At 66.7% G+C, this 22,699-nt stretch carries 26 protein-coding genes; 9 read left to right on the top strand and 17 right to left on the bottom strand.

Features of this window, described 5'->3' with window-relative positions; translation table 11 throughout:
* Window positions 1–98 precede the first annotated feature (98 nt).
* Genes hslV through HAV22_RS06470 form a run of 3 tightly spaced genes read left to right on the top strand, consistent with a single transcriptional unit; the run spans window position 99 to window position 2,243 of the window.
* A complete protein-coding gene (gene hslV / locus HAV22_RS06480; RefSeq protein ID WP_166857747.1) occupies window positions 99–635 on the top strand; it encodes an ATP-dependent protease subunit HslV in 537 nt (178 codons plus the stop codon).
* 37 nt (window positions 636–672) lie between these two features.
* Entirely contained in the window at window positions 673–2,007 is a 1,335-nt protein-coding gene (gene hslU / locus HAV22_RS06475) for an ATP-dependent protease ATPase subunit HslU (RefSeq protein ID WP_166858142.1), read from the top strand.
* Between the two features lie 26 nt (window positions 2,008–2,033).
* Entirely contained in the window at window positions 2,034–2,243 is a 210-nt protein-coding gene (locus HAV22_RS06470; RefSeq protein ID WP_166857745.1) for a hypothetical protein, read from the top strand.
* 8 nt (window positions 2,244–2,251) lie between these two features.
* On the opposite strand, the gene HAV22_RS06465 is transcribed toward HAV22_RS06470, so the two are convergent.
* A complete protein-coding gene (locus tag HAV22_RS06465; RefSeq protein ID WP_166857743.1) occupies window positions 2,252–2,647 on the bottom strand; it encodes a cupin domain-containing protein in 396 nt (131 codons plus the stop codon).
* Between the two features lie 236 nt (window positions 2,648–2,883).
* Here HAV22_RS06465 and HAV22_RS06460 point away from each other — a divergent pair, with 236 nt between their 5' ends.
* Window positions 2,884–3,615, top strand: a complete 732-nt coding sequence (locus HAV22_RS06460) for a helix-turn-helix domain-containing protein (RefSeq protein ID WP_166857741.1) — start codon at window positions 2,884–2,886, stop codon at window positions 3,613–3,615.
* 12 nt (window positions 3,616–3,627) lie between these two features.
* On the opposite strand, the gene HAV22_RS06455 is transcribed toward HAV22_RS06460, so the two are convergent.
* The 16 genes from HAV22_RS06455 to gpmA form a co-directional block, all read right to left on the bottom strand.
* The gene (locus HAV22_RS06455) at window positions 3,628–4,338 is read right to left on the bottom strand and encodes a type II secretion system protein N (protein ID WP_166857739.1); all 711 of its coding nucleotides are present in this window, start codon (window positions 4,336–4,338) and stop codon (window positions 3,628–3,630) included.
* A gap of 11 nt (window positions 4,339–4,349) precedes the next feature.
* Complete coding sequence (gene gspF / locus HAV22_RS06450; protein WP_166857737.1) at window positions 4,350–5,570, bottom strand: type II secretion system inner membrane protein GspF; 1,221 nt, start codon at window positions 5,568–5,570, stop codon at window positions 4,350–4,352.
* A 3-nt stretch (window positions 5,571–5,573) separates the two neighbouring features.
* Entirely contained in the window at window positions 5,574–6,998 is a 1,425-nt protein-coding gene (gene gspE / locus HAV22_RS06445; protein ID WP_166857735.1) for a type II secretion system ATPase GspE, read from the bottom strand.
* Between the two features lie 11 nt (window positions 6,999–7,009).
* Window positions 7,010–9,349, bottom strand: coding sequence for a type II secretion system secretin GspD (gspD, locus tag HAV22_RS06440; protein ID WP_371869559.1), 2,340 nt, complete (start codon window positions 9,347–9,349; stop codon window positions 7,010–7,012).
* Window positions 9,346–10,119 (bottom strand): type II secretion system protein N, encoded by a 774-nt coding sequence (gene gspN, locus HAV22_RS06435; protein WP_166857734.1) that lies wholly within the window; start codon window positions 10,117–10,119, stop codon window positions 9,346–9,348. Before gspN ends, gspD begins: the two co-directional genes overlap by 4 nt.
* Window positions 10,116–10,634 (bottom strand): type II secretion system protein M, encoded by a 519-nt coding sequence (locus HAV22_RS06430; protein ID WP_166857732.1) that lies wholly within the window; start codon window positions 10,632–10,634, stop codon window positions 10,116–10,118. Before HAV22_RS06430 ends, gspN begins: the two co-directional genes overlap by 4 nt.
* Entirely contained in the window at window positions 10,631–11,842 is a 1,212-nt protein-coding gene (gene gspL / locus HAV22_RS06425) for a type II secretion system protein GspL (RefSeq protein ID WP_166857730.1), read from the bottom strand. Before gspL ends, HAV22_RS06430 begins: the two co-directional genes overlap by 4 nt.
* Window positions 11,843–11,920: 78 nt before the next feature.
* Window positions 11,921–12,901 carry a type II secretion system minor pseudopilin GspK gene (gspK, locus tag HAV22_RS06420; protein WP_308789198.1) on the bottom strand — a complete coding sequence of 327 codons (981 nt, stop codon included), beginning with the start codon at window positions 12,899–12,901 and terminating at the stop codon, window positions 11,921–11,923.
* Window positions 12,898–13,590 (bottom strand): PulJ/GspJ family protein, encoded by a 693-nt coding sequence (locus HAV22_RS06415; RefSeq protein WP_166857728.1) that lies wholly within the window; start codon window positions 13,588–13,590, stop codon window positions 12,898–12,900. The genes gspK and HAV22_RS06415 overlap by 4 nt, the downstream gene beginning before the upstream one ends.
* A complete protein-coding gene (gene gspI, locus HAV22_RS06410; RefSeq protein WP_229421111.1) occupies window positions 13,587–13,985 on the bottom strand; it encodes a type II secretion system minor pseudopilin GspI in 399 nt (132 codons plus the stop codon). Before gspI ends, HAV22_RS06415 begins: the two co-directional genes overlap by 4 nt.
* Window positions 13,986–13,991: 6 nt before the next feature.
* On the bottom strand, window positions 13,992–14,492 hold the full coding sequence (locus tag HAV22_RS06405) for a GspH/FimT family pseudopilin (RefSeq protein WP_166857726.1): 501 nt from the start codon (window positions 14,490–14,492) through the stop codon (window positions 13,992–13,994).
* A gap of 12 nt (window positions 14,493–14,504) precedes the next feature.
* A complete protein-coding gene (gspG, locus tag HAV22_RS06400; protein WP_166857724.1) occupies window positions 14,505–14,960 on the bottom strand; it encodes a type II secretion system major pseudopilin GspG in 456 nt (151 codons plus the stop codon).
* Between the two features lie 172 nt (window positions 14,961–15,132).
* Window positions 15,133–15,894 carry a HesA/MoeB/ThiF family protein gene (locus HAV22_RS06395; protein ID WP_166857722.1) on the bottom strand — a complete coding sequence of 254 codons (762 nt, stop codon included), beginning with the start codon at window positions 15,892–15,894 and terminating at the stop codon, window positions 15,133–15,135.
* Between the two features lie 31 nt (window positions 15,895–15,925).
* Entirely contained in the window at window positions 15,926–17,440 is a 1,515-nt protein-coding gene (locus tag HAV22_RS06390; protein ID WP_166857720.1) for a S41 family peptidase, read from the bottom strand.
* Between the two features lie 27 nt (window positions 17,441–17,467).
* Window positions 17,468–18,940, bottom strand: coding sequence for a murein hydrolase activator EnvC family protein (locus tag HAV22_RS06385; RefSeq protein ID WP_371869571.1), 1,473 nt, complete (start codon window positions 18,938–18,940; stop codon window positions 17,468–17,470).
* 6 nt (window positions 18,941–18,946) lie between these two features.
* Complete coding sequence (gene gpmA, locus HAV22_RS06380) at window positions 18,947–19,693, bottom strand: 2,3-diphosphoglycerate-dependent phosphoglycerate mutase (protein ID WP_166857718.1); 747 nt, start codon at window positions 19,691–19,693, stop codon at window positions 18,947–18,949.
* Between the two features lie 88 nt (window positions 19,694–19,781).
* On the opposite strand from gpmA, the gene HAV22_RS06375 reads away from it, so the two are divergent.
* The 5 genes from HAV22_RS06375 to HAV22_RS06355 all read left to right on the top strand — a co-directional run bounded on the left by HAV22_RS06375 (window position 19,782) and on the right by HAV22_RS06355 (window position 22,685).
* A complete protein-coding gene (locus HAV22_RS06375) occupies window positions 19,782–20,186 on the top strand; it encodes a rhodanese-like domain-containing protein (RefSeq protein ID WP_166857716.1) in 405 nt (134 codons plus the stop codon).
* 17 nt (window positions 20,187–20,203) lie between these two features.
* A complete protein-coding gene (grxC, locus tag HAV22_RS06370) occupies window positions 20,204–20,473 on the top strand; it encodes a glutaredoxin 3 (protein WP_166857714.1) in 270 nt (89 codons plus the stop codon).
* Window positions 20,474–20,607: 134 nt separating this feature from the next.
* Window positions 20,608–21,081: a protein-export chaperone SecB gene (gene secB, locus HAV22_RS06365; protein WP_166857712.1), complete on the top strand. Its 474-nt coding sequence runs from the start codon at window positions 20,608–20,610 to the stop codon at window positions 21,079–21,081.
* 99 nt (window positions 21,082–21,180) lie between these two features.
* The gene (locus tag HAV22_RS06360; RefSeq protein ID WP_229421110.1) at window positions 21,181–21,636 is read left to right on the top strand and encodes an SH3 domain-containing protein; all 456 of its coding nucleotides are present in this window, start codon (window positions 21,181–21,183) and stop codon (window positions 21,634–21,636) included.
* Window positions 21,637–21,647: 11 nt separating this feature from the next.
* The gene (locus tag HAV22_RS06355; protein ID WP_166857709.1) at window positions 21,648–22,685 is read left to right on the top strand and encodes an NAD(P)H-dependent glycerol-3-phosphate dehydrogenase; all 1,038 of its coding nucleotides are present in this window, start codon (window positions 21,648–21,650) and stop codon (window positions 22,683–22,685) included.
* Window positions 22,686–22,699: the final 14 nt, after the last annotated feature.

The following is a 22,699-nucleotide window of genomic DNA, read 5'->3' as shown; positions in this document are numbered from 1 at the left end:
GGCATGCGCCGAGTGCTGGTGATCCTTGGATATGCTCCAGTCTTGCAATTTGATCTGACATCCCCACTTGCGATGAGCAGATCAACCACGAGGCAAATATGGAACAATTTCACGGCACGACGATCCTGAGCGTAAGGCGCGGCAACCAGGTCGCGCTCGGTGGCGACGGCCAAGTCACCCTGGGTAATGTCGTCATGAAGGGCTCCGCGCGCAAGGTGCGCAAGCTCTACCAGAACAAGGTGCTGTGCGGCTTTGCCGGCGGCACGGCCGATGCGTTTACCCTGCTCGACCGCTTCGAAGCGAAGCTGGAAAAACACCAGGGCAATCTGCTGCGCGCCTCCGTCGAACTGGCCAAGGACTGGCGCACCGACCGCGTGCTGCGCCGCCTGGAAGCGATGCTGCTGGTGGCCGACCGCGAAAAGACCCTGATCATCACCGGCAACGGCGACGTGCTCGAACCCGAGGACGGCATCGGCGCCATCGGCTCGGGCGGCGTCTACGCGCAGTCCGCGGCCAAGGCCCTGCAGGAAAACACGGATCTTGCGCCGGCCGACGTCGTCAAGAAGGCGCTGACCATCGCAGGCGAACTGTGCATCTATACGAATATGTCGCACATCATCGAGACGCTGGAATAACGGCCTCTCCCGCACGAAAGCATTCATGACCACGCATATGAACATGACTCCGTCCGAAATCGTCTCGGAACTCGACAAGCACGTCGTCGGCCAAGGTAAAGCCAAGCGCGCCGTGGCGATCGCGCTGCGCAACCGCTGGCGCCGCCAGCAGGTCGAGGAACCGCTGCGCCACGAGATCACCCCGAAAAACATCCTCATGATCGGTCCGACGGGCGTCGGCAAGACCGAGATCGCACGCCGCCTGGCCAGGCTGGCCGACGCGCCGTTCATCAAGGTCGAAGCGACCAAGTTCACGGAAGTCGGCTACGTCGGCCGCGACGTCGACACGATCATCCGCGACCTGATCGACATCGGCGTCAAGCAGACCCGCGCCAGCGAAATGAAGAAAGTGCGCCAGCGCGCCGAGGACGCCGCCGAGGACCGCATCATCGACATCCTCGTGCCGCCCGCGCGCGATTTCGGCTTCAACGTCAGCAACGACAGCAAGGATGGCGGCGACGCCACGCGCCAAACCTTCCGCAAACGCTTGCGCGAAGGCGCGCTCGACGACAAGGAAGTCGAGATCGACGTGGCAGAAGCGTCGCCCCAGATGGAAATCATGGCGCCGCCGGGCATGGAAGAGATGACGGAACAGATCAAGTCGATGTTCGCCGGCGTCGGCGGCGGCCGCAAGAAGCCCCGCAAGATGAAGGTGAAGGACGCGATGAAGCTGCTCGTCGACGAGGAAGCCGCCAAGCTCATCAACGAAGACGAGATGAAGCAGAAGGCGATCGCGAACGTCGAGCAGAACGGCATCGTGTTCCTGGACGAGGTCGATAAAATCGCGTCGCGTTCGGAACACGGCGGCGCCGACGTCTCGCGCGCGGGCGTGCAGCGCGACCTGCTGCCACTGGTCGAAGGCACGACGGTGAACACGAAGTATGGCATGATCAAGACGGACCATATCCTGTTCATCGCCTCCGGCGCATTCCACCTGTCGAAACCGTCGGACCTGATCCCCGAGCTGCAAGGCCGCTTCCCCATCCGCGTCGAACTGGAATCGCTGTCGATCGGCGATTTCAAGAGCATCCTGACGTCGACGGACGCGAGCCTCACCAAGCAGTACGAGGCCCTGCTGGCGACGGAAGGCGTCAAATTGGAATTCGCCGACGACGGCATCCATCGCCTCGCCGAGATCGCCTATTCCGTCAACGAGCGTACCGAGAACATCGGCGCGCGCCGCTTGTACACGGTGATGGAAAAGCTGCTCGAAGAGATCTCGTACTCGGCCACCGACAAGTCCGGCCAGGCGCTCGTCATCGACGCGGCCTACGTCAACGAACGGCTCGATGCGCTGGCGGTCAACGAAGACCTGTCGCGCTACGTGCTGTAACCGGGCGCGCATAAAAGGAGGCGGCGATGGCGAACAAGGCATTGGCAACCCGGCAGAAGATGCGGCTGCGCGTCGAACCCGCGCCGTCACCGAAACCGCGCAACCCGGTCGCCGGCTTCGCGAAGGCGCGCGCGGCCGGCGCGCACGCGAAGCCCACGGCCAGCGAACGGCTGGCCGCCAAGCGTGCGCTCAAGAAGGTCAAGCTCGAGCCGGATGAGGAGCCGGAAGCCGAGTAATCCGGCGGCTACTTGGCCGGCGTGATCAGCGGCTTGCCTTTCTCGACGAAATAGGTGGCAATGCCTGCCCCGGCCCCCGTGCCGGGGTTCCTGGCCGCATGCACCGTACCGGCCGGGATGAACACGGATTGCCCCGCCTTGAGCAGCACGGGTGCTTGCCCGTCGGGCAGGTACTCGAGCGTGCCCTCGACGACATACAGCACTTCATCGCCCGGATGCGTATGCCGCGGCACGCCGCGGCCGGGGTCGACCTCGACGCGCACCTCGACGACCTCGCGTCCCGGCACCGTGCTGTCATGCCGCAGCAGATCGGTACGCCGCACTCCAGCCACCTGCGCCCACGGGGCCGTGCCCGGCAACGCCAGGGCGAGCAGGAACAGCGCTTTCACGGTTGACCTTGCCATACACCCTCCTTCAGCGATCCACGAGATAACGGTTGGACAGCGGCGCGCCGGCGACGATCCATGCACGTGCGCCTGAACTGATACGTATCATCACACGAACCGTACCCATCGGGCGGTCCGCGTTCGGGGCGGACGACCGTGGCGGTGTGGACTCGACATTTCTTGAACTGGGCCCGCTTCTTCTGTACATTCGTGAGCGCCGAGTTGACGAACGAAAACAGGGAAACGACACACCCATGAGCTCCCCCGACATGCTGCTGGACGTCCTGCGCGCCGAACTGCGCGCGGCCGGGATCACCTACAAGATGCTGGCCGACCGCATCGCGATGAGCGAATCGAGCATCAAGCGCATGTTCGGCCAGAAGGACATGACCTTGTCGCGCCTGGCCCAGATCTGCCAGGCGGCCGGCATCGCCATGGAAGACGTGCTGCGACGCGCGGCCGATGCGCGCCCGCAGGCCGACACCTTGACCTTGGTCCAGGAAAACGCGCTGGTCGCCAATCCGCGCCTGCTGCTCGTCGCCATCTGCTGCCTGGGCCACTGGAGCCTGGAGCAGATGGTCGAGACCTATCGCTTGACGGAACCCGAATGCATCGGCTTGCTGGTGGAACTCGACCGGCTCGGCGTGATCGAACTGAAGCCATTGAACCGCTACACGCTGCGGGTGTCGAACGCCTTCCGCTGGCTGCCGGACGGGCCGGTACAGCGCTTCTTCCGCGCGCACGTCGTCGAGGATTATTTCGCCGGGCCCTTCGACGGTGCCGGCGAAACGCTGATGTGCCTGCCCGCGCGCCTGTCGCACGCGAGTGCGGCCGAGCTGTCGGAAAAAATCCACCAGCTGGCCGCAGAATTGGCCCGCATGCACCGCAACGACCGCCGGCTGCCGCCGCGGGAACGCGACGGTTTTACCTTGCTGGTGGGCTTTCGTTCGTGGGAATTTTCAGCGTTCACGGCGCTGCGCCGCTGACGCCCGGCCCGCTCACTGGGTGTTCTGCAGGCCGGCCGGGTTATCGGTCGTGCGGGTCTGCGGCGGCATCGGCATATGGGCCGGAGGCGGATTGATCGGGTTCGGATTCGCGGGCGGCGGGTTGTCGCGCGCGCCCATGTCGCCCGGATTCGTCATCGACGGCTGCGCCGGGACGGAACCCGGCGCCAACGTCGGGTCGGGCGCGCCCGCGTTCACCTGCGTGGGCGGCATCGCCGGGGCGGTCGTGATCGGTTGAGGTTGTGGAAAATTCGGCTGCGCAACGGGCGGCGGTGCGCCCGGCGCACCGCCGCCCATCGGCGCCGCGGCCTTGGCATCCGTGGCCAGGTCGACGCGCTTCATGACGCCGCCGTCGGACAGCATCACGTAGCGCGGATGCACCTCGGCCAGCGTGATGCCCGGTGCCAGTTCCTTGCCCACCTTCAGCGCCTTCGCCGGCGAGCCGTCGGCGACGATGATCGCCACGCTGTCGCGTCCGTCCGCGACGACGCCCGTCAACTGGTAATTGGTGGCACTTGCCACGGCGACCTGGCCACCGAACAGGGTGGCGGCCGCATCGATGGATGGGTCCGGCATCGTCGTCTGCGGCACGGCCGCCAGCGGACGCTGTGCCGGATGGTACAGCTGCATGATCCAGTACGCGAGCGACGCCGCCAGCAGGATCACGCCGAGCAGGCTCAGAAGTAAAGGCAAACGCTTGTTCATCAGTGTCCTTATCAGCGGACCAATTGGTTGATTTCAATGATCGGCATCAGCACGGCCAGCACGATCAGCAGCACGACGAGGCCCATCGCGAGGATCAGCACCGGCTCCAGCAGGCCGGCGATGGTCAGCGTGCGCCGCTCGAGATCGGCCTGCTGCGAATTCGACGCCCGTTCCAGCATCGCGGGCAGCTCGCCCGTGATCTCGCCCGCGCGGATCATGTGCACGAGCATGGGCGGGAACAGCTTTTGCGCCGACAGCGCGCGCGCCAGGCTGACGCCTTCGCGCACGCTGGCCGTCGCCTCCTCCACGAGTTCCTTCATCGCCACGTTCGACAGCGTGTCGCGGCTCGTCTCGAGCGCGCGCAGGATGGGCACGCCGGAACCGGTCGTGATCGCCAGCGTGCTGGCGAAGCGGGTCGTGTTCAGGCTGCGCTCGAACTTGCCGTACACGGGCGCGTTCAGCAGCCACGTGTGCCAACTGCGCTTGAGCGTCGGGTTCTGCAGCGCGCGGCGCCACGCGAACCAGGCCGCGATGATGATCAATGCCACATAGATCCCGTAGGCGCGCGTAAAGTTCGACACGCCGAGCATGAGGATCGTGAGGAACGGCAGCTTCTGCTTCGTGTTGGCGAACACGGACACGATCTGCGGCACGACGTACGTCAGCAGGAAGATGACGATCGCGAACGCGACGACGGTCACGATGGCCGGATACGTGAACGCGAGGCGCACCCGCTGCACGAGGGCATTGCGGCGTTCGATGTAATCCGCCAGGCGCGACAGCACGCGCGACAGCTGGCCGATCTGCTCGCCCGAGGCGACGAGGGCGCGGTAGATCTCGGCGAAGTCGCGCGGATGGCGCGACAGTGCGCTGGAGAACGAGGCGCCACCCATCACTTCGGAGCGGATCGACGCGATCAGGTCGCGCACGTACGCTCGCTCGGCCTGTTCCAGCAGCGCGGTGAAGGCTTGCTCGAGCGGCAGGCCCGCTTCCAGCAGGCTCGCGAGCTGGCGCGTGAACAGCGCGAGTTCGACCTGCGACAGGCGCTCGCCGAAGCCGCGCGTGCGCGCCACCCCGCTCTCGTCGACCTGGGCCGCGATGGCTTCGACGGTCAGCGGCGTCAAGCCCTGCAGGCGCAGGTCGGCGCGCGCGGCACGGGGACTGTCGGCATTCAGGACGCCCTTGCGGGTGACGCCGCCTGCATCGACGGCTTCGTAGCGGAAGGCTGGCATCGATCAGTCCGCCTTGGTCACGCGGACCAGTTCCGCTTCCGTCGTGACGCCTTCGTGCACCCACCGCTGGCCGTCCTCGCGCATCGTCTTCATGCCGACTTTCAGCGCGGTGTCGCGGATCTCGGCCTCGGCGGCCTGGTTGTGGATCTGCGAACGGATCTGTTCATTCGTCTCGAGCAGCTCGTACACGCCCACGCGGCCGTGGTAGCCCGTGTGGCCGCAGCGGTCGCAGCCGACGGCCACCCATTGCCCGCCTTCCTGGCGCTTGCAGTAGGAGCACAGCTTGCGCACGAGGCGCTGCGCCATCACGCCCAGCAGCGACGACGACAGCAGGAACGGCTCGATGCCCATGTCCAGCAGGCGCGTGACGGCCGACGCGGCGTCGTTCGTGTGCAACGTGGCAAGCACCAGGTGGCCCGTCAGCGATGCCTGCACGGCGATCTGGGCCGTTTCGAGGTCGCGGATCTCGCCGATCATGATGACGTCCGGGTCCTGGCGCAGGATCGCGCGCAGGGCCTTGCCGAACGTCATGTCGATACGGGCGTTGACCTGCGTCTGGCCGATGCCGGGCAAGTCGTATTCGATCGGGTCTTCCACCGTCATGATGTTGGTGGTGGTCGAGTTCAGGCGCGACAGCGACGCGTACAACGTCGTCGTTTTACCGGAACCGGTGGGGCCCGTGACGAGCACGATGCCGTGCGGCTGGTTGATCAGCTTGTCGAACTGCGGCAGCATCTGCTCGCTCATGCCCAGGTGGCTGAGGTCGAGGCGCCCCGCTTCCTTGTCGAGCAGACGCAGCACGGCGCGCTCGCCGTGGCCGGTGGGCAGCGTGGACACGCGCACGTCGACGGGCTTGCCGCCGATGCGCAACGTGATGCGGCCGTCCTGCGGCAGGCGTTTTTCCGCGATGTCGAGCTGCGACATGATCTTGATACGCGAGATCAGCGACGCGTGGATCGCCTTGCGCGGACGCACGATGTCGCGCAGCGCGCCGTCGATGCGGAAGCGCACGACGGACGTCTGCTCGAACGGTTCGATGTGGATGTCGGACGCGCCTTCGCGCAGCGATTGCGTCAGCAGCGCGTTGATCATGCGGATGACGGGCGCGTCGTCCGACGATTCCAGCAGGTCTTCGATCGCCGGAACGTCCTGCAGCAGCTTGGTGAGGTCGAGGTCGGCGTCGAACTCGTCCGCGACCTGCGACGCGTCGCCGCCGGCCGACTGGTACGCGGCGGCGATGGCCGATTCCAGTTCGGCGCGTTCCATCCGCCGCAGCGTGATACGCCCGAAGCGGCGCGAGACCTCGGCGATGGCCGCCGGCTTGGTCGCGTTCGAGACCAGCACTTCGACGGCTTGCGACGGGTCGCCGTTGGAACGCGCCAGCACGCCGTAATCGCGCGCGAATGCGTAGGGCAACAAGTTATTCATCGTCTGTCGGCTCAGGGTTGCACGGGTTGCGCAGGTTGCGCGGGTTGCACTGGGCGGAATTCGGGCACGGCCTGCTGGGCAGGCGCCTGCGGCCTGGTTTGCGGCTGCGCCGGTACCGTGGCGCCACCGGGGCGCGCGGTCAGGGGCGCCGGCGGGGGCATCGTGGCCATCAGGCCACCCGCGGGCGGCTGGCCCTTCGTCAGGTTCGGCAACATCGGAGCGCCCAGGTTCTTCAGCAGCACGGTGTCGTCGGCCGGCTGCGCCACCTCGCCGGCGGCGCGCATGTATTCGTAGCGGTCCATCGAAATGCTGTCGTTCTGCTCCTTGCTGCGCACCACCACGGGACGGAGGAACACCATCAGGTTGCGCTTGGCACGGGTGCGCGTGCGGTACTTGAACAGGTTGCCCAGGATAGGGATGTCGCCCAGGCCGCGCACCTTCTCGTTGCCCTCATCTTCCGCGTCCGAAATCAGGCCGCCCAGCACGATGATCTGGCCATTGTCGGCCAGGACATTGCTTTCGATGGCGCGGACGGTCGTGATGATGCCGCCGGAGTTCGTGGTCGTCGTGTCGATCCCCGAATTCTCATGGTAGATCGACAGCTTGATGGTACCGCCTTCGGAAATCTGCGGGCGCACCTTCAGCAGCAGGCCCACGTCCTTGCGGTCGACCGTCTGGAACGGGTTGCTTGCACCGCTCGCGCCCGTCGTGAACGAACCGGTGATGATCGGGATGTTCTGCCCGACCTTGATCGTGGCCAGCTCGTTGTCCAGCGTGATCATGTTCGGCGTCGACAGGATGTTGGCGTTGCCCGTGTTTTCCAGCGCGTGCGCGATGGCACCCAGGCCCAGCTCGCCGTTGACCTGCTTGAACAGGCCGATCGACAGCCCGGTCGGGTTCGGGAGCTGGCTGCCGCCGGCGCTGCTGCCCGACGAGGCGCCCTTGATGCCCGTCGCCGCAGCCAGCGCAAGGTTGACGAGGTTGTTGGCGGCGCCACCCGCGCTGAACGACTGCAGGCCGCCCACGCGGTAGGCGCTGTTGTTGTTGCCGGTCAGGCCCACCCATTGCACGCCGAACTCGGACGCGTCGTTCGACGTGACCTCGACCACCAGCGCCTCGATATAGACCTGGGCGCGGCGCACGTCGAGCTGGTCGATGACGGAGCGCAGGTTACGGTACACGGCATCCGGCGCCGTGATGATGAGGCTGTTGGTCGACGCATCGGCCTGGATGAAGCCCGACCCCTGGCCGCCGCCCGCGCCGCCGGCCGTGCCCTGGCCTTGGCCCTGCTGCGCGAACGTGTTGCTCGTGCCGCCCAAGCCCGCGCCCTGCTGGCCTTGCTGGCCGAGCCCGCCAGCACCGGTGCCGCCCGTGTTCGTGGACTGGATCGAACCGCCGGCCGTACCCTGCTGCTGCGTGCCGACGGCCGACGTGTCCTGCGAGACGACGGCGCGCAACGTCTGCGCCACCTTGGTGGCGTCCGCGTTCTTCAGATAGACCACGTGGATGTTGCCGAGTTCCGTCGTCGGCTGGTCGAGCTTGGCGATCAGGTTCTTCGCCATGTTCGCGCGGGCCGGCGACGGCGCGCGCACGATGACGGTATTGGTGCGCGGATCGGCCAGCACGGTGACGCGGCCCGCGTCGCCGCCGGCCGCCGGTTCCATCAGGCGCGTGACGAGCGTGGCGACGTCGCTGGCGATGCCGTTGCGGATCGGGATCACGTCGAGGTCGCCGGTGGACGGCGCGTCGAGCGCGGCGATGATCTTCGACAGGCGGCGCAGGTTGTCGGCATAGTCCGTGATCACGAGGCTGTTATTGCCGGGATCGGCCATGATCGAGTTGTTGGGCGAGATCAGCGGACGCAGCACGGCCGTCAGGTTCGCGGCGGACTCGTGCTGCAGGCGGTAGACCTGCGTGGCGATCTGGTCGCCTTTCACCTTCGAGCCGCCGGTGCCCACCTGCGTGGGCGACGATTGCAGCTTCGCTTCCGCTTCCGGCACCACTTTCGCGTAGCCGTCGCCCGTGACGACCGCATAGCCCTGCAGGCGCAGCGCGGAGGTCAGCAGCGAAAACGCCTGGGCCTTCGTCAGCGTCCTTTCCGACACGAGCGTCAGCGTGCCCTTGACGCGGGGGTCGATGATGAAGGTCATCCCCGTGTAGTGGCCGACCGCCTTGATCACGGATTCCATGTCGGCGTTGACGAAGTTGAGCGCGGCGCCGCCGCCCTCCTGGGCGTAGGCGAAGGACGGCAGGACGCTTGTTCCGACGGTACAGCACAGCATGGCGCCGGCCACGACGCGGCGCAGTGCCGGAAATTGCTTTTTGCTGCGGAGTTGGTTTGTTTTCATCATCTGAACTCTAACGCGATTATGTTCTTGCCGTTCACCATACGCCGTTGCCCCAGCAGGTTGAGCAGGTTGCCCAGCGTGTCTTCGTACTTGTCGGCCGCCGCTGCCTGTCCCGAGAAACGGAGGCGGCCATTTTCTAATGCTCCACTACCCGACAGCAAAAGTGCCCCGGTCACGGTACGCAGCACCACGTCGGCCCGCTGGCCGTGCCAGTCCATCGCCATCTCGTAGGTACCGAGCGGTTTGATGGGGCTCATACGCGACCCCATATCGGTCAGCGCCAGCACCGTGCGTCCGCTCACCGCCACCGTATTGCCCTGGCGCGCGATGTCCAGCAGGTTCCAGGACAGCTTGATCGCGCCCGTGAGCGCGAGGGTGTTCAGCGGCGCGCCCAGTCCGGCCAGGCCGTCCGCCGGCAGCAGCAGCTCGCCGGCGCTGACCTGCCATTGCGACCAGCTGCCGCTGACGTGCACCGGCTGCGCCAGCGCCTGGTCGTTGGCAAGGTCCATGCTGACGTCGCCGAGCAGCACCAGCGGCGACAGGCGCCAGGAAAAACGTCCGGGCAGCAGCGGCGTGACGGTACCGCCTTCGCCCGGCGCGCCGCCCACAAAGGCTGAGCCGCGCCAAAGCGTACCCTGCGCATCCCCCAGAGTCAAACGGCCGCCGGTCTGGCGTTCGACCATCGGGCCGAGCCAGGCGGCGGGCAGGAATGCGAACACGGTGACGATCACTGCCAGCGTCGGCAGCACGATCCAGGCGAGCGCGCGCTTCATTGGCCGCTGCCAGTGTTCTGGCGCAGCGTCAGGCTGGCGTCGACCTGGCCGGCGGCGGGCAACGCCGTGACGATGGCGTCCTGCACGAGCACGCGGTTGGCGCGGCGCTGCTCGTCCAGCCACGCGGCCAGGTTGGCGAACGAGACGTTGTTCAGCTGCAGCTTGATGTACTCGCCTTCCACCGACAGCGATTGCGGCGTCAGGCTACGCCCCGACAAGCTGCTGGTGACGGCCTCGCGCGTGAGCGGCGCCACCTGTGTTTCCGTCGTCTGGGACAGCGTCGCGGCTTGCGTGGCCATGGCTTTCAGCTCGGCCTCCTGCTGGTGCAGCTGCGGCAGCGTCCGGCGCAGTTGCGCGCGGCCTTCGAGGGCCGGATCGACGAACAGCAGGTACAGCAGCGCGGCCAGCACGACGGCGCCGCCGGCCGCCAGGAAGCGGCGCTCCTGCTCGGTGCGCGCGAGCCACAGCGCCGTGGCGCGCTCGCGGTACTGGGCGAAAGTGGTGGCGATGCTCATGGTTTGGCTCCCGTGCTGCGGATGACCCAGTTGCCCGGCTTGGCTTCCTCCAGGGTGAGCCGGCGCGTGGCCAGGGCCGTGCGCAACTGCCCGGTCAAGCCGGGGTCGACCGATTCCGGTTTGACTTTGACGGTCAACGCGCGTTCGCGGTACTCGATTGATGCAATCCCAACCGGCCGCCCGAGCGCACGCGTCGCTTCGCCCAGCGCCGACGCCAGGTACGTGAATTCGTCGGGCGCGACCTCGCCCGTGCTGGCGCGCGCGCGGGCGATGTGCTGGCGCATCTGCAGCACCGGATCGAGGATCGTCGTCTCGCGCGGGTAGACGTTGCGGTAGGTCTGCGTCATCGACTGTCGGACCGTCTTCGCTTCGCTGCGCAGGCGCAGCCACTCGACGTTCAGGCCGATCAGGTTGACGGCGACGACCAGCGCGGCGAGCGCGATCGGCCAGCGCCAGCGGCGCCAGTCGCGCGCGGGCGTGCCGGCCGCGCCCAGGCCGCTGACGAGGTCCAGCGCGGTGGTCTTCGAACCGGCGATCCAGTGCACCCAGTCGTCCGCTTCGAGCGTGATGCCGGGACCGGCGTCCTGCGCCAGCGCCTGGTATTCGCCCAGCTGGGCGGGCGGCACGTACAGCACGAGCGGGGCGTCGCCGCTGAAGGTGCGCGCCGTCTGCAGCACGACGGCCGGCGTGGCGTCGAGCGCGAGGCCGAAGCCCTGGAACAGGCTCTGGCGCAACGTCAGTTCGACACCGGAAATCGCGGCCGCGACGCTGCCCGGCTGCAAAGGCAGGCACAGCTGAGCGGGCACGGCGGTGACGGCGCGCGCGCCCTGGACCAGCAGGCTACGGACGAGCGCTTCCAGCCAGTCGCGGTCGGCGACGGCGATGGGCCGCGTGCCGTCGGGCTGCTCGGGCGCGGCCACGAGCACGGCGTCCGCCGGGTCGCCCAGGATGTGTTCTTCGACGAGGCCCGGCAGCGCGGCCTTCAGGCGCGCGCCGGACAGCGGCGGCGCCTGCACGGACAGCAGGCTGACGTCGGCGGCAGCCAGCAGCAGCACGATGCGGCGGCTCGTGCCGACGAGGTCGCCGAGGTTGCGCAGCGGCCCTTCGCCGTGCTGGTCGATCATGCCGCCATCGGTGACGAGGGCGAAGCGGCACAGCGCGTGTTCACCTTCGGCGCGCGCTGGATGCCGGATATAAAGTGTGCTCAAACTGTCTCGCTTTCTCGATCTCTTGTTGGTCGTTTTAACATGCCCTGCGCTATCCCTCGAGACTTCTTTTCGAATTCTTCAATACTGCTGGCGGATCCACTTCACTTTCGGACCGCCCCCCGCCACCATCGAGCCCGACCTTTGGATCAGCGCCTGCGCGTCCAGCGCGGCACGGTCCAGGCGGATGCGCGTATCCACGAGGAACCAGTCGCTGCGGACAGCCACGCCTGGCAGCGCGCTCTTCTGGCCATGGGTGACATCGGTCGCGAAATACGAGATATCGCGCCACGGCGCCTGCTTGCGCCGTACGATCAGCGTATTCGCCTCCGACATCGACACGTCCGGCACCACCGCCGCCAGCACTTCCGGCGCCGCGGTATTCACGTTCACGAGCGTCGTTTCCGGCAACACCGTCACGAACGGCCGCAGGCGCTCCACGATCGCTGGCGTCACGCCCTGCACCGCCAACAGGTCTTCCACTTGCAGAATCTTCACCGGCGCCCCGGTCACCGGCGTGGCAGGTGTCTCGCTCCCCGAAGGTTCGGCCCCCACCGGCATCCCGGCCGCCACGTAGACGGCGATCCTGCGCGCCAGTCCCGGATCGACCTGCACGTTGCGCAGCAGGCGTCCCAGGATCGCGACCTGATCTTCCTCTGGATGCCCCCTGGTCTTCGCCAGGTTGCGCAAATTGTAACGCGAGCATGCGTCCGTAATGTTGCCGGACAGGCTCGCATCGAAATTTTCGCCCTCGACGCGCTCGCGCTCGACGTACTGGTCGAGACGCGTCTCCGCCAGCGGCGTCGCCCACACCTGGTCGAGCGACGTGTACTCGCGGTGGTCGATGCCATCCTGAAACAGCACCAGCGTGGACCAGTCGAGCGCGCCGCGCAGGATCCATTTGGTCTGCAGGTGCAGGCGCTGGTTTTCCATCGAACGCACCTGAACCTGCTGTTGCCAGAACAGGCTGGCGACGATGGAGATGGCCAGCGTCGTGAGCAGCAGCGCCGTGATCACGGCCACGCCGCGTTGGCGCCACGGACGGACATTGCGCATGCTCATGGTTCCCCCAGCAGGAACGATTTGACGAGGGGCGCCGGCAGGCTCGGCGCCTGCAATGCGACCTGCAGGCCGGTCGGGTCGTTGTTCAGCTGCGCCGCCTGGTCGGGCGGTATTTGTCCGGAAGGCGGCGGCTGCGTGCCCTGCGCCGAGCCGGCCGTGTTCGCACCGGGATCGACGCCGCCCTGGCGCCACGTGTTGTTGACCCACGTCGCGACCTGCATCCCCGTCACGCCGGCCTGCAAGGCCACGGCCGGGTTCGCGTCGGCGTCACCGGTGACGGCCTGCCACAGCGCGTCGAGCTGGACGAGGTCGCGCGTCGCCTGCGATTCGCGCCGGACCAGCGTGCCGTTGACGATGCGGTAGGCGACCACCTGCAGGCGCGCCGGCTGGTTTTCCGTGAACACTTCGCGCACGAGCGTGAAGCGGTCGGCGCCGACGAGGAGATACGGCCGCTGGTCGACAATGTCGCGCTGGACGATGTGTTCGCAGTCGCTCTGCATCTGGGCGAAGGCCAGCTGCATGCCGCGCGTCGTCTCCATCTGCTGCGTGAGGGCCACGCGCGCGCGCACGATGCCGTCCAGCCCGCGCCAGCCAAGCACGGCGACGATGGCCAGGATGCTGATCGCGACGAGCAGCTCCACGAGGGTGAAGCCATGCGGTCCGTTGCGGTGGCGGATACGGGTCGTCATCGCCACGGCTTCAACACGAGTTGCACCAGCTTGACGATGCGCCGGTTGGGGTTGGCGATGTCGAACACGGAGACTTCGACGCGGCGCAGGCGCGGATTCGGGCTGGCGATGACTTCTTCCTGGCAGACGAGGTGCAGATCGCCCTGCGGGCAGTCGTAGCTGTGCTTGCCGACCTCGGGAAATTCCTTGCCCAGGCGGATTTGGACGAGCCGGTTCTCGGCCGACCACGTGGCCATCATCGACGCGCGCAGGCCGCTGCTGTTGGCCGTCAGGCTGCCGACGGCGCGCAGGCCGGCACCCAGCGCCGTGCCCACGATGACGAGCGCCACGAGCACTTCCAGCAACGTGAAACCGCGTTGCCGGTTCGGGGATCGCATGCGCGTCGGGTTCGTCATGGCGTGCTATTCCACCGTGAAATGGCCGACGCCGTCGGCCCGGATCGCGACGTGGTCGCTGCCGCTGGCGAGCGTGAGCACGAACGGCTTGTCGACGGGTTCGCTGCCGAACGTGATGCGCAGCGGATTGAGCGTGCCGGCGCTGGTCGGGTCCAGCAACAAGGTCACCGGCGGATTCTTGAAGTCGCGCTCGCGCAGCAGGTCGTCGTTCACGATCGGCGCCCAGCGCGTCTCCGTGCGCACGAGGAAGTGGTAGCGGTCGGGCGTCGCTTCGAAGGCGACGAGGCGGTTGCGCACGATGGCTTCGTCACGCGCGAGCTGCAGCAGCAGCGCGATGCGCTGCGCCTCCTTCTGCAGGTCCTGGTGCGGGCTCGGAATGGCGTTGAGGCTGGCCAGCCCCAGCGTGATGCCGATGATGACCATCACGACCATGATCTCCACCAGGGTGAAGCCGCCGTGGGCCGGCGCACCGGGCCGGCGCGGCAGGCCAAGCGCGCGCGTGGTCATCGGATGTCGGCGTTATTTGTTGTCCCAGGAGCCGATGTCGGCATCCTCGCCGGTACCGCCCGGCTGGCCGTCCGCACCGAGCGAGAAGATGTCGACTTCGCCATGCAGGCCCGGCGACAGATACTGGTACGGCGTGCCCCACGGATCCTTCGGCAGCTTGTCGATGTAGCCGCCTTCCTTCCAGCCGTTGGCCGGCGGGCCGCTGGTCGGCTTCTGCACGAGCGCTTGCAGGCCCTGCTCCGTGGTCGGATAGCGCTGGTTGTCGAGCTTGTACAGCTTGAGGGCCGACATCAGCGTGGCGATGTCGACGCGGGCCGCGGCCACGCGCGACTCGCCCGTACGGCCCAGCAGCTTGGGCACGACGAGCGCGCCCAGGATGCCGATGATGACCACGACGACCATGATTTCGACGAGGGTGAAACCACCCTGGCGGCGCTGCCCTGCGAAACGATGCTTGAAGTTCTGCATATGTATGATGAATGTGGTCGGAAAAACAGTATAAGGCCGAACGTCTCCCGGCGATGCCAAAACTCGTTCGGAAAATTTTCCAAATGGTCCGGAAAATTTTCCAATTGTAAGTTAGGCAGCCACAAATGACACCTTTAACGACGCTTAAGACACAGCGCGCGCGTCCGGCGAGTCATTCTACGCCGGGGCGTCCCGCGCAAACAGGGCAGCAAGGGTTGCGCGCGACGCCGATTTCCGTCCATTCCATGCTGCGTCCGTCCAGCATCTGCAGCCGGCCCGCCAGCGAGCGGCCGCTGACGGCCAGCAGCTTCAGCGCTTCGGCCGCCTGCATGGCGCCGATGATGCCCACCAGCGGCGCGAACACGCCCATGGCGCTGCACGCAACCTCTTCGAACTTGCCATCCTCCGGGAACAGGCAGGCATAGCAGGGCGACGTGGCATCGCGCACGTCGTAGACCGAGATCTGCCCGTCGAAGCGGATCGCGGCGCCCGCGACGAGCGGGACGCCGGCGGCAACGCAGGCACGGTTCACGGCATGGCGCGTGGAGAAGTTGTCGCTGCAGTCGAGTACGACATCGGAATCCCGGACGAGTTCCGCCAGACGTGCCGCATCGGCGCGTTCGCGCAAGGCGACGACGTCGACGTCGGGATTGATCTGATGGAGGGCTTCGCGCCCGGACTCGACCTTGGGCAGGCCCACGCGCGCCGTCGTGTGCATCACCTGGCGCTGCAGGTTCGTGAGGTCGACGGTGTCGTCGTCGACGAGGGTCAGGCGCCCGACGCCGCTCGCGGCGAGATACAGCGCGGCCGGCGAGCCGAGGCCGCCGGCGCCGATCACGAGCACGCGCGCGCGCAGCAGGCGCTCCTGGCCTTCGATGCCGATCTCGTCGAGCAGGATATGGCGCGAATAGCGCAGCAGCTGCTGGTCGTTCATCGCCAGCCCTCGTCCACCATCGCGGTCCGCATCATTTCTGCGGCGCGCGCGTCTTGGACTCGAGGGCCGGCGGCCTGGCGCCGTCCTTGATCTCGGCCGGCTTCGGCTCCTGGCCCGGCAGCTTGGCCGGCGCGGACTTGTCGTCGTCCGGATCGGCCTTGGCCAGCTGCACCTTCAGGCCCTTGAAGTGGTTCAGCGCCTGCGCCAGCTGGAAGTCGTCCTTGCCGCCGAATTCAACGGGCTTGGCGTTCTTCAGCGCGGCGACGGTGAACTGCTCTTCCTCGAGTTCGTCGCGGCGCTTCGCGTTCGCGCTCTTGCCGTCGACCGCGTCGTTCGCCAGGTGGCGGTCGAGGTCGGCCTCGCGCACGCGCACGGCGTTCAGGCCGTCGCCGTCCGGCGTCTCGTCGACCTTCAGGTCGGGCACGATGCCCAGCGCCTGGATCGAGCGGCCTTTCGGCGTGAAGTAGCGCGCGATCGTCAGCTTCACGGCCGTGTCGGCCGTCAACTGGCGCAGGTCCTGCACGGAGCCCTTGCCGAACGTCTGGCTGCCCATCACGATGGCGCGCTTGTAGTCCTGCAGGGCGCCCGCGACGATTTCCGATGCGGACGCCGAGCCCGTGTTGACGAGCACGACCATCGGCACGGTCTTCAGCGCGGCCGGCAGTTTGGCCAGCGGATCGGCGCCGGGCTTGACGGCATAGAACTCGCGCCGGCCGTAGTAGGTGACGTTCGACGTGGCCATCTGGCCTTTCGTCGACACGATCACGTCGTTCGCCGGCAGGAAGGCGGCAGAGACGCCGATCGCGCTCGGCAGCAGGCCGCCCGGGTCGTTCCTCAAATCCAGCACGAGACCCTTGATGTTCGGATTGTGCGCGTACAGGTCCGTCAGCTTGCCCGCGACCTCGTCGACGGTCTCTTCCTGGAACTGGTTGATGCGCAGCCACGCGTAGCCTGGCTCGATCATCTTCGCCTTGACGCTGGCCACGTGGATTTCCTCGCGCTCGACGGGGACAACCCACGGCGTGTCGGCGCCGCGGCGGGCGATGGTCAGCATGACCTTGCTGTGCGGCTCGCCGCGCATGCGCTTGATGGCGTCGTCGAGCGACAGGCCTTTCACGGGCACGTTGTCGATGCGGGTGATCAGGTCGCCGGCCTTGATGCCGGCGCGGTAGGCTGGCGACTCGTCGATGGGCGACACGATCTTGACGTAGCCGTCTTCCATCGCGATCTCGATGCCGAGGCCGACGAAGCGGCCCTGCACCTCCTCGCGCAACTCGGCCAGGTCCTTCTGGTCCAGGTAGACGGAATGCGGATCGAGCGAACTCACCATGCCGGCGATGGCGTCCGACAACAGCTTCTTGTCGTCGACCTTCTCGACATAATCGCTCTTGATCAGGGCGTACACGTCGGCCAGCTGGCGCAGCTCGTCGAGCGGCAGCGGCGTGTCGCCGCCTTTCTGTGCCAGCGCCGAGTACTGGACGGAGGCGGCCACGCCGGCGACCATGCCAAGGCCGATCAGACCAAGGTTCTTGAGTTTCTTGCCCATGCTATTTCCTGGATTGTGCTTCCGGACTCAGAACCTGATCCAGCCCGAGGGATCGAATGCTTTTCCGAGATGCCTGAGCTCGAAGTATAGCCCCGATTCCTCGTTACCGCCGGTATTCCCGGCACTGGCGATGACGTCGCCCGGCTTGACGGCGTCGCCGGCCTGCTTCATCAGCGTCTGGTTGTTGCCGTAGATCGACAGGTACTCGCCGCCGTGGTTGATGATGATCAAATTGCCATAGCCGCGCATCCAGTTGGCGAACACGACACGACCTGCCGCGATGGCATGCACGTCCGTGCCTTCCGGCGCCTTGATGAACATGCCGCGCCACGTCGGCCCGTCGCCGCGCTTGGCACCGAAGCGGGCCACGACCTTGCCGGCGATCGGCGCCGGCAGGCGGCCGCGCAGGCTTTCGAACGCGCCGCTGGGCAGGTCGGCCGCGAGCGCGGTGTCGGCACTGCGTTGCGGGGCTTGCGTTTTTTGCGGCGGCTCCTCGGCCACTTGCGTCTCTGCCGGCTCCGGCTTCGGCGGCGGCAACGGCTTGACCGGCTTGCCGGTCTTGGCCGCTTCCTTGGCCGCTTCGCGTGCCAGGCGTTCGCGCTCTTCGCGCTGCGCCTTCGCGCGCGCCAGCGCCCGTTCGCGCGCCTCGGCGGCCGCTTTCGCGCGGGCGGCGGCCAGTTCCTGCTGGCGCTTGCGCTCGGCCGCCGCGGCGATTTCCTGTTCGCGGATCAAGCGGGTCAGGCGGTCGACGAGACCGCTCATGCGCTGCTCGTCCTGCTCCAGGCGGCTCGCCTGCTTGCGCTGGTCCGTCAGCTTGCTCGACAAATTCGCCAGCAACGTGGCCCGCTTGGCCTTTTCCTTCTCGAGCAGTGCCTTCTGGCCCTTCTGCTCTTGTGCAATTTCTTCCAGCTCGTCCTGGGCGTTCTGCGTCTCGGCGTGGTTCGCCTCGACGGCTGCCAGGTTCGCGCGCAGCGAATTCAACAGCTTGGCTTGCGCCTGCGACACGTACGCCATCATCTGAAGGTCGCGGTTGATGCGGTTCGGATTGTCGCCCGACAGCAACAGCTTGATGCGGTCCTCGTTGCCGGCGACATAATGTTCGCGCAACAGCCTGGCCAGCTGGCCTTTCTGGGCCGCGATGACGTTGCCCAGGCGCGCCTCTTCGGCCGCGAGGTCCTTCAGCTTGGCATTGGTGGTGGATTGCTCGTCGGCCAGTTCACGCAGGGAACGGTTGGCGTCGGAGATCGCCTCTTCGGAATCCGCCAGCTCGTCGGCGGCGTCCTCTTTTTCGCTCTCGGTGCGGCTGATGTCCTTCTTGAGCGCATTGAGCTTTTGCTGGATCCCGGCGCGCGCCGCCTCGGCCGCGGCCTTTTCCTTGCTGCGGGTGGTCTGGCGCGGCGCCGCCTGCGCACTGCCAAAGGCGAACGCGCACGCGAGCAGACCGCACAACAGCTTGCCGCGGGCGGACAGGCCCGCGGACGTCGACTTCAAGAAGGACAACAAGACTTACTTCGCCTTCCCTTGGTTGGCCACGGCGGCCATGGCGGCCGCGATCGCTGCCTGGTCGCCCAGGTAGTAGTGGCGGATCGGCTTCAGGTCCGCGTCGAGCTCGTACACGAGCGGCGTGCCGTTCGGGATGTTCAGGCCCACGATGTCGGCGTCGCTGATGTTGTCCAGCATCTTGATCACGGCGCGCAGGCTGTTGCCGTGGGCCGAGATCAGGATCTGCTTGCCGGCACGGATGGCCGGGGCGATTTCCTCGTTCCAGGCCGGCATGACGCGGGCGACCGTGTCCTTCAGGCATTCGGTCAGGGGAATCTGTGCCTTGTCGAGGCCGGCGTAGCGCGGGTCGTCGAACGACGTGCGCGGATCGTCGGCTTCCAGCGCCGGCGGCGGCGTGTCGTAGCTGCGGCGCCAGACCAGCACCTGCTCGTCGCCGAACTTGGCTGCCGTCTCGCCCTTGTCCAGGCCCTGCAAGGCGCCGTAGTGGCGCTCGTTCAGGCGCCAGTCGTTCTTGACCGGCAGCCACATCATGTCCATCTCGTCCATCGCCAGCCACAGGGTGCGGATCGCACGCTTCAGGACCGAGGTGTAGGCGAGGTCGAACGTGAAGCCGGCTTCCTTCAGCAGGCGGCCGGCCAGCTTGGCTTCGTTGACGCCTTTGTCGGTCAGGTCGACATCGGTCCAGCCGGTGAAACGGTTCTCGAGGTTCCAGGTGGATTCGCCGTGGCGCATGAATACGATTTTGTACATAGGTGCTTTATAGAAAAAAGTGAGCAGGAAATACCGAACCGACTTCTATTTTATAATGCGATGATTCAGTTCAACCAACGGAAACTTCGTGAAATTCATCATTGACCATCTCATTACTGTTGCGATCGCCGTTCTGTCGGGGGGCGCGCTGCTGTGGTTGTCGCTGGCGCCGCGTGGCCGCCAGGCCTCGCCGCTGCAGGCCACCCAGATGATCAACCGCGGCAAATCCACCGCCGTGATCGATGTACGCACCGCCGATGCATTTGCCGTCGGGCACCTGCGCGACGCGAAAAACATTCCGCTGGCAGACTTGGGCAATCGCTCCGGCGAGCTCGACAAATCGAAAATCAAGACCATCATCGTCGTCGACCACGACGGCAAGGACGCCGACAAAGCGGCGCGCCTGTTGAAGGCGGCAGGGTTCGAAGATATCTATGGCCTGGAAGGCGGTATCGCGGCCTGGACGGCTGCCGGCCTGCCCTTGATCAAATAATTGGAAAGGATTCTGCCATGACAGCCCATGTTGTTCTCTATCACACCGCCAGCTGCCCCTACTGCGTGCGTGCGGAGCGCCTGCTGGAAGCCAAGGGCGTGACCGACATCGAACGCATCCGCGTCGACCTTGACCCGGAACAACGCGCCATCATGATGCAGCGCACCGGCCGCCGTACCGTCCCGCAGATCTACGTGGGCAATACCCACGTGGGCGGCTTCGACGACCTGTATGCGCTCGACCAGGCCGGCCGCCTGGATCCGCTGCTGAAAGGCGAGGCCGCTTGACCCCGGCCCCGGCAACTATTGAAACCGAATTGGTTTTGATACAATTGCCGGCGCCTTGACAAGCGAAATCGCTGGTGAAGCACCTCGAATGGCAGGCTTTGCCATTCTTCTTAAAAATTACACGAAAGCGTTCCATGGCTGACGAAAACCTGCAACCCGTATTCCAAATCCAGCGTATCTACCTGAAAGATCTGTCGCTGGAACAACCGAATTCCCCGGCGATCTTCCTGGAGCAGGAAGCCCCGACCATCGAGGTCTCGCTGGACGTCGGCGCCGAAGGCATTGCCGATGGCATCTACGAATCGACCGTCACCATCACCGTGACCGCCAAGGTCAAGGACAAAGTCGCTTTCCTGGTCGAAGGCAAGCAGGGAGGTATCTTCGAAGCCCGCAACATCCCGGCCGAGCAGATGGACCCGCTGCTGGGCATCGGCTGCCCGAACATCGTCTATCCTTACCTGCGCAGCAACATCGCGGACGTGATCACCCGTGCCGGTTTCCCGCCGGTCCACCTGGCCGAGATCAACTTCGAAGTGTTCTACCAGCAGCGCCGCCAGGCGCTGGCAGAGCAGGCTGCCGCCGCAGGCACGCCGGTCGGCAACCAGTAATCTCCCTGGCGTCCCGCGCTGCCTTCCGGGGCGGGGCCGGACGCCTTGTTTCATTGACGCGCTTTTGGCGGCACGCTTGCGCCGTCTACAAAGGCCCACATGCGCCCCATCCGTTTCCGCCATCGACTCATCGCAGCCAGCCTGATGCTGCTGGTATCGTGCGCGGCCGCCGCATTCGATTTCAAGACGATCGGCGCGCATTCCGTGATCCTGTACGACGCGCCGTCCACCCGGGGCGGCAAGCTGTACATCGCCCCCAGCGGCATGCCGGTCGAGGTCGTGCTCAGCTACGCCGACTGGGTCAAGGTGCGTGACGTCACGGGCGACATGGCCTGGACGGAAGCGAAGAACCTGTCCGCCAAGCGCAACGTCATCGTGCGCGTGGCCTCCGCCAAGGTCCGCTCGGCGCCCGACGAGAACGCGCCCGTCGTGATGCTCGCGGAAAAGAATGTCATGCTCGAGCTCGTCGATCCGGAAGCCGGCAACTGGGTGCGCGTGCGCCATCGCGACGGGATCGTCGGCTACGTCAAGGCTTCCGACATCTGGGGCATCTAGCCCGTCCTTCCATGCACGAACCGAAATCACCCCAAAAGATCACCGTCCTCGGTGCCGGCGCCTGGGGCACGGCGGTGGCGATCGCGCTCGCCGCGCGCCATGACGTCCTGCTGTGGGGACGCAATCCCGCGCAGATGGCGCAGGCCGCCGCCGCGCGCGAGAACACCCATTACCTCCCCGGCTTCCCGCTGCCGGACGGCCTGAACGTGACGGCCGACTTCGATGCGGCCGTGGCGCACGTGGTCAACGCCGCGGCGGAGCCCGCTGCGGAACCGCTGCTGATCGCGGCCTGCCCGGTGGCCGGCCTGCGCCCGCTGCTCGAGCAGCTGAAGGGCCGCGCCATCCCCAACATCGTCTGGCTGTGCAAAGGCTTCGAATACGACACCGGCCTGCTGCCGCACCAGGTCGTGCGCGCGGTGCTGAGCGATGCCGTGCCGGGCGCCGCGCTGTCCGGCCCGTCGTTCGCCCAGGAAGTGGCGCGCGGCCTGCCCTGCGCGCTGACGGTGGCGTCGACCGACCGCGCGCTGCGCGAACGGGTCGTCGCGCTCGTCCATGGCGGCAATATGCGCGTGTATTCCTGCGACGACCTCGTCGGTGTGGAAGTCGGCGGCGCCGTCAAGAACATCCTGGCCATCGCCACCGGCACGGCGGACGGCCTGGGTCTGGGCCTGAACGCGCGCGCCGCGCTGATCACGCGCGGCCTCGCGGAAATCACCCGCCTCGGCATGGCGCTGGGCGGCCATGCCGGCACCTTCATGGGCCTCACGGGGATGGGCGATTTGATCCTGACGTGCACGGGCGACCTGTCGCGCAACCGCCGCGTCGGCCTGGCGCTGGCGCAAGGCAAGCCGCTCGACACGATCGTCCGCGAACTGGGCCACGTGGCCGAAGGCGTGCCGTGCGCGAAAGCCGTGCGCGAGCTGGCCGCGAAGATGGGGGTCGACATGCCGATCACCAATGCGGTGGCCGGCGTCCTGTTCGATGGCGATTCGGCCAGCGACATGGTCAGCAGGCTGCTGGCGCGCGATCCGCGCGACGAGTTGGCCTGAGACGTTAGCGTGAC

The organism is Telluria antibiotica, assembly GCF_011682055.1.
Taxonomy (GTDB): domain Bacteria; phylum Pseudomonadota; class Gammaproteobacteria; order Burkholderiales; family Burkholderiaceae_D; genus Telluria; species Telluria antibiotica.
The sequence above is the reverse complement of the archived record's forward strand: the minus strand, read 5'-3'. Positions and strand labels throughout refer to the sequence as shown.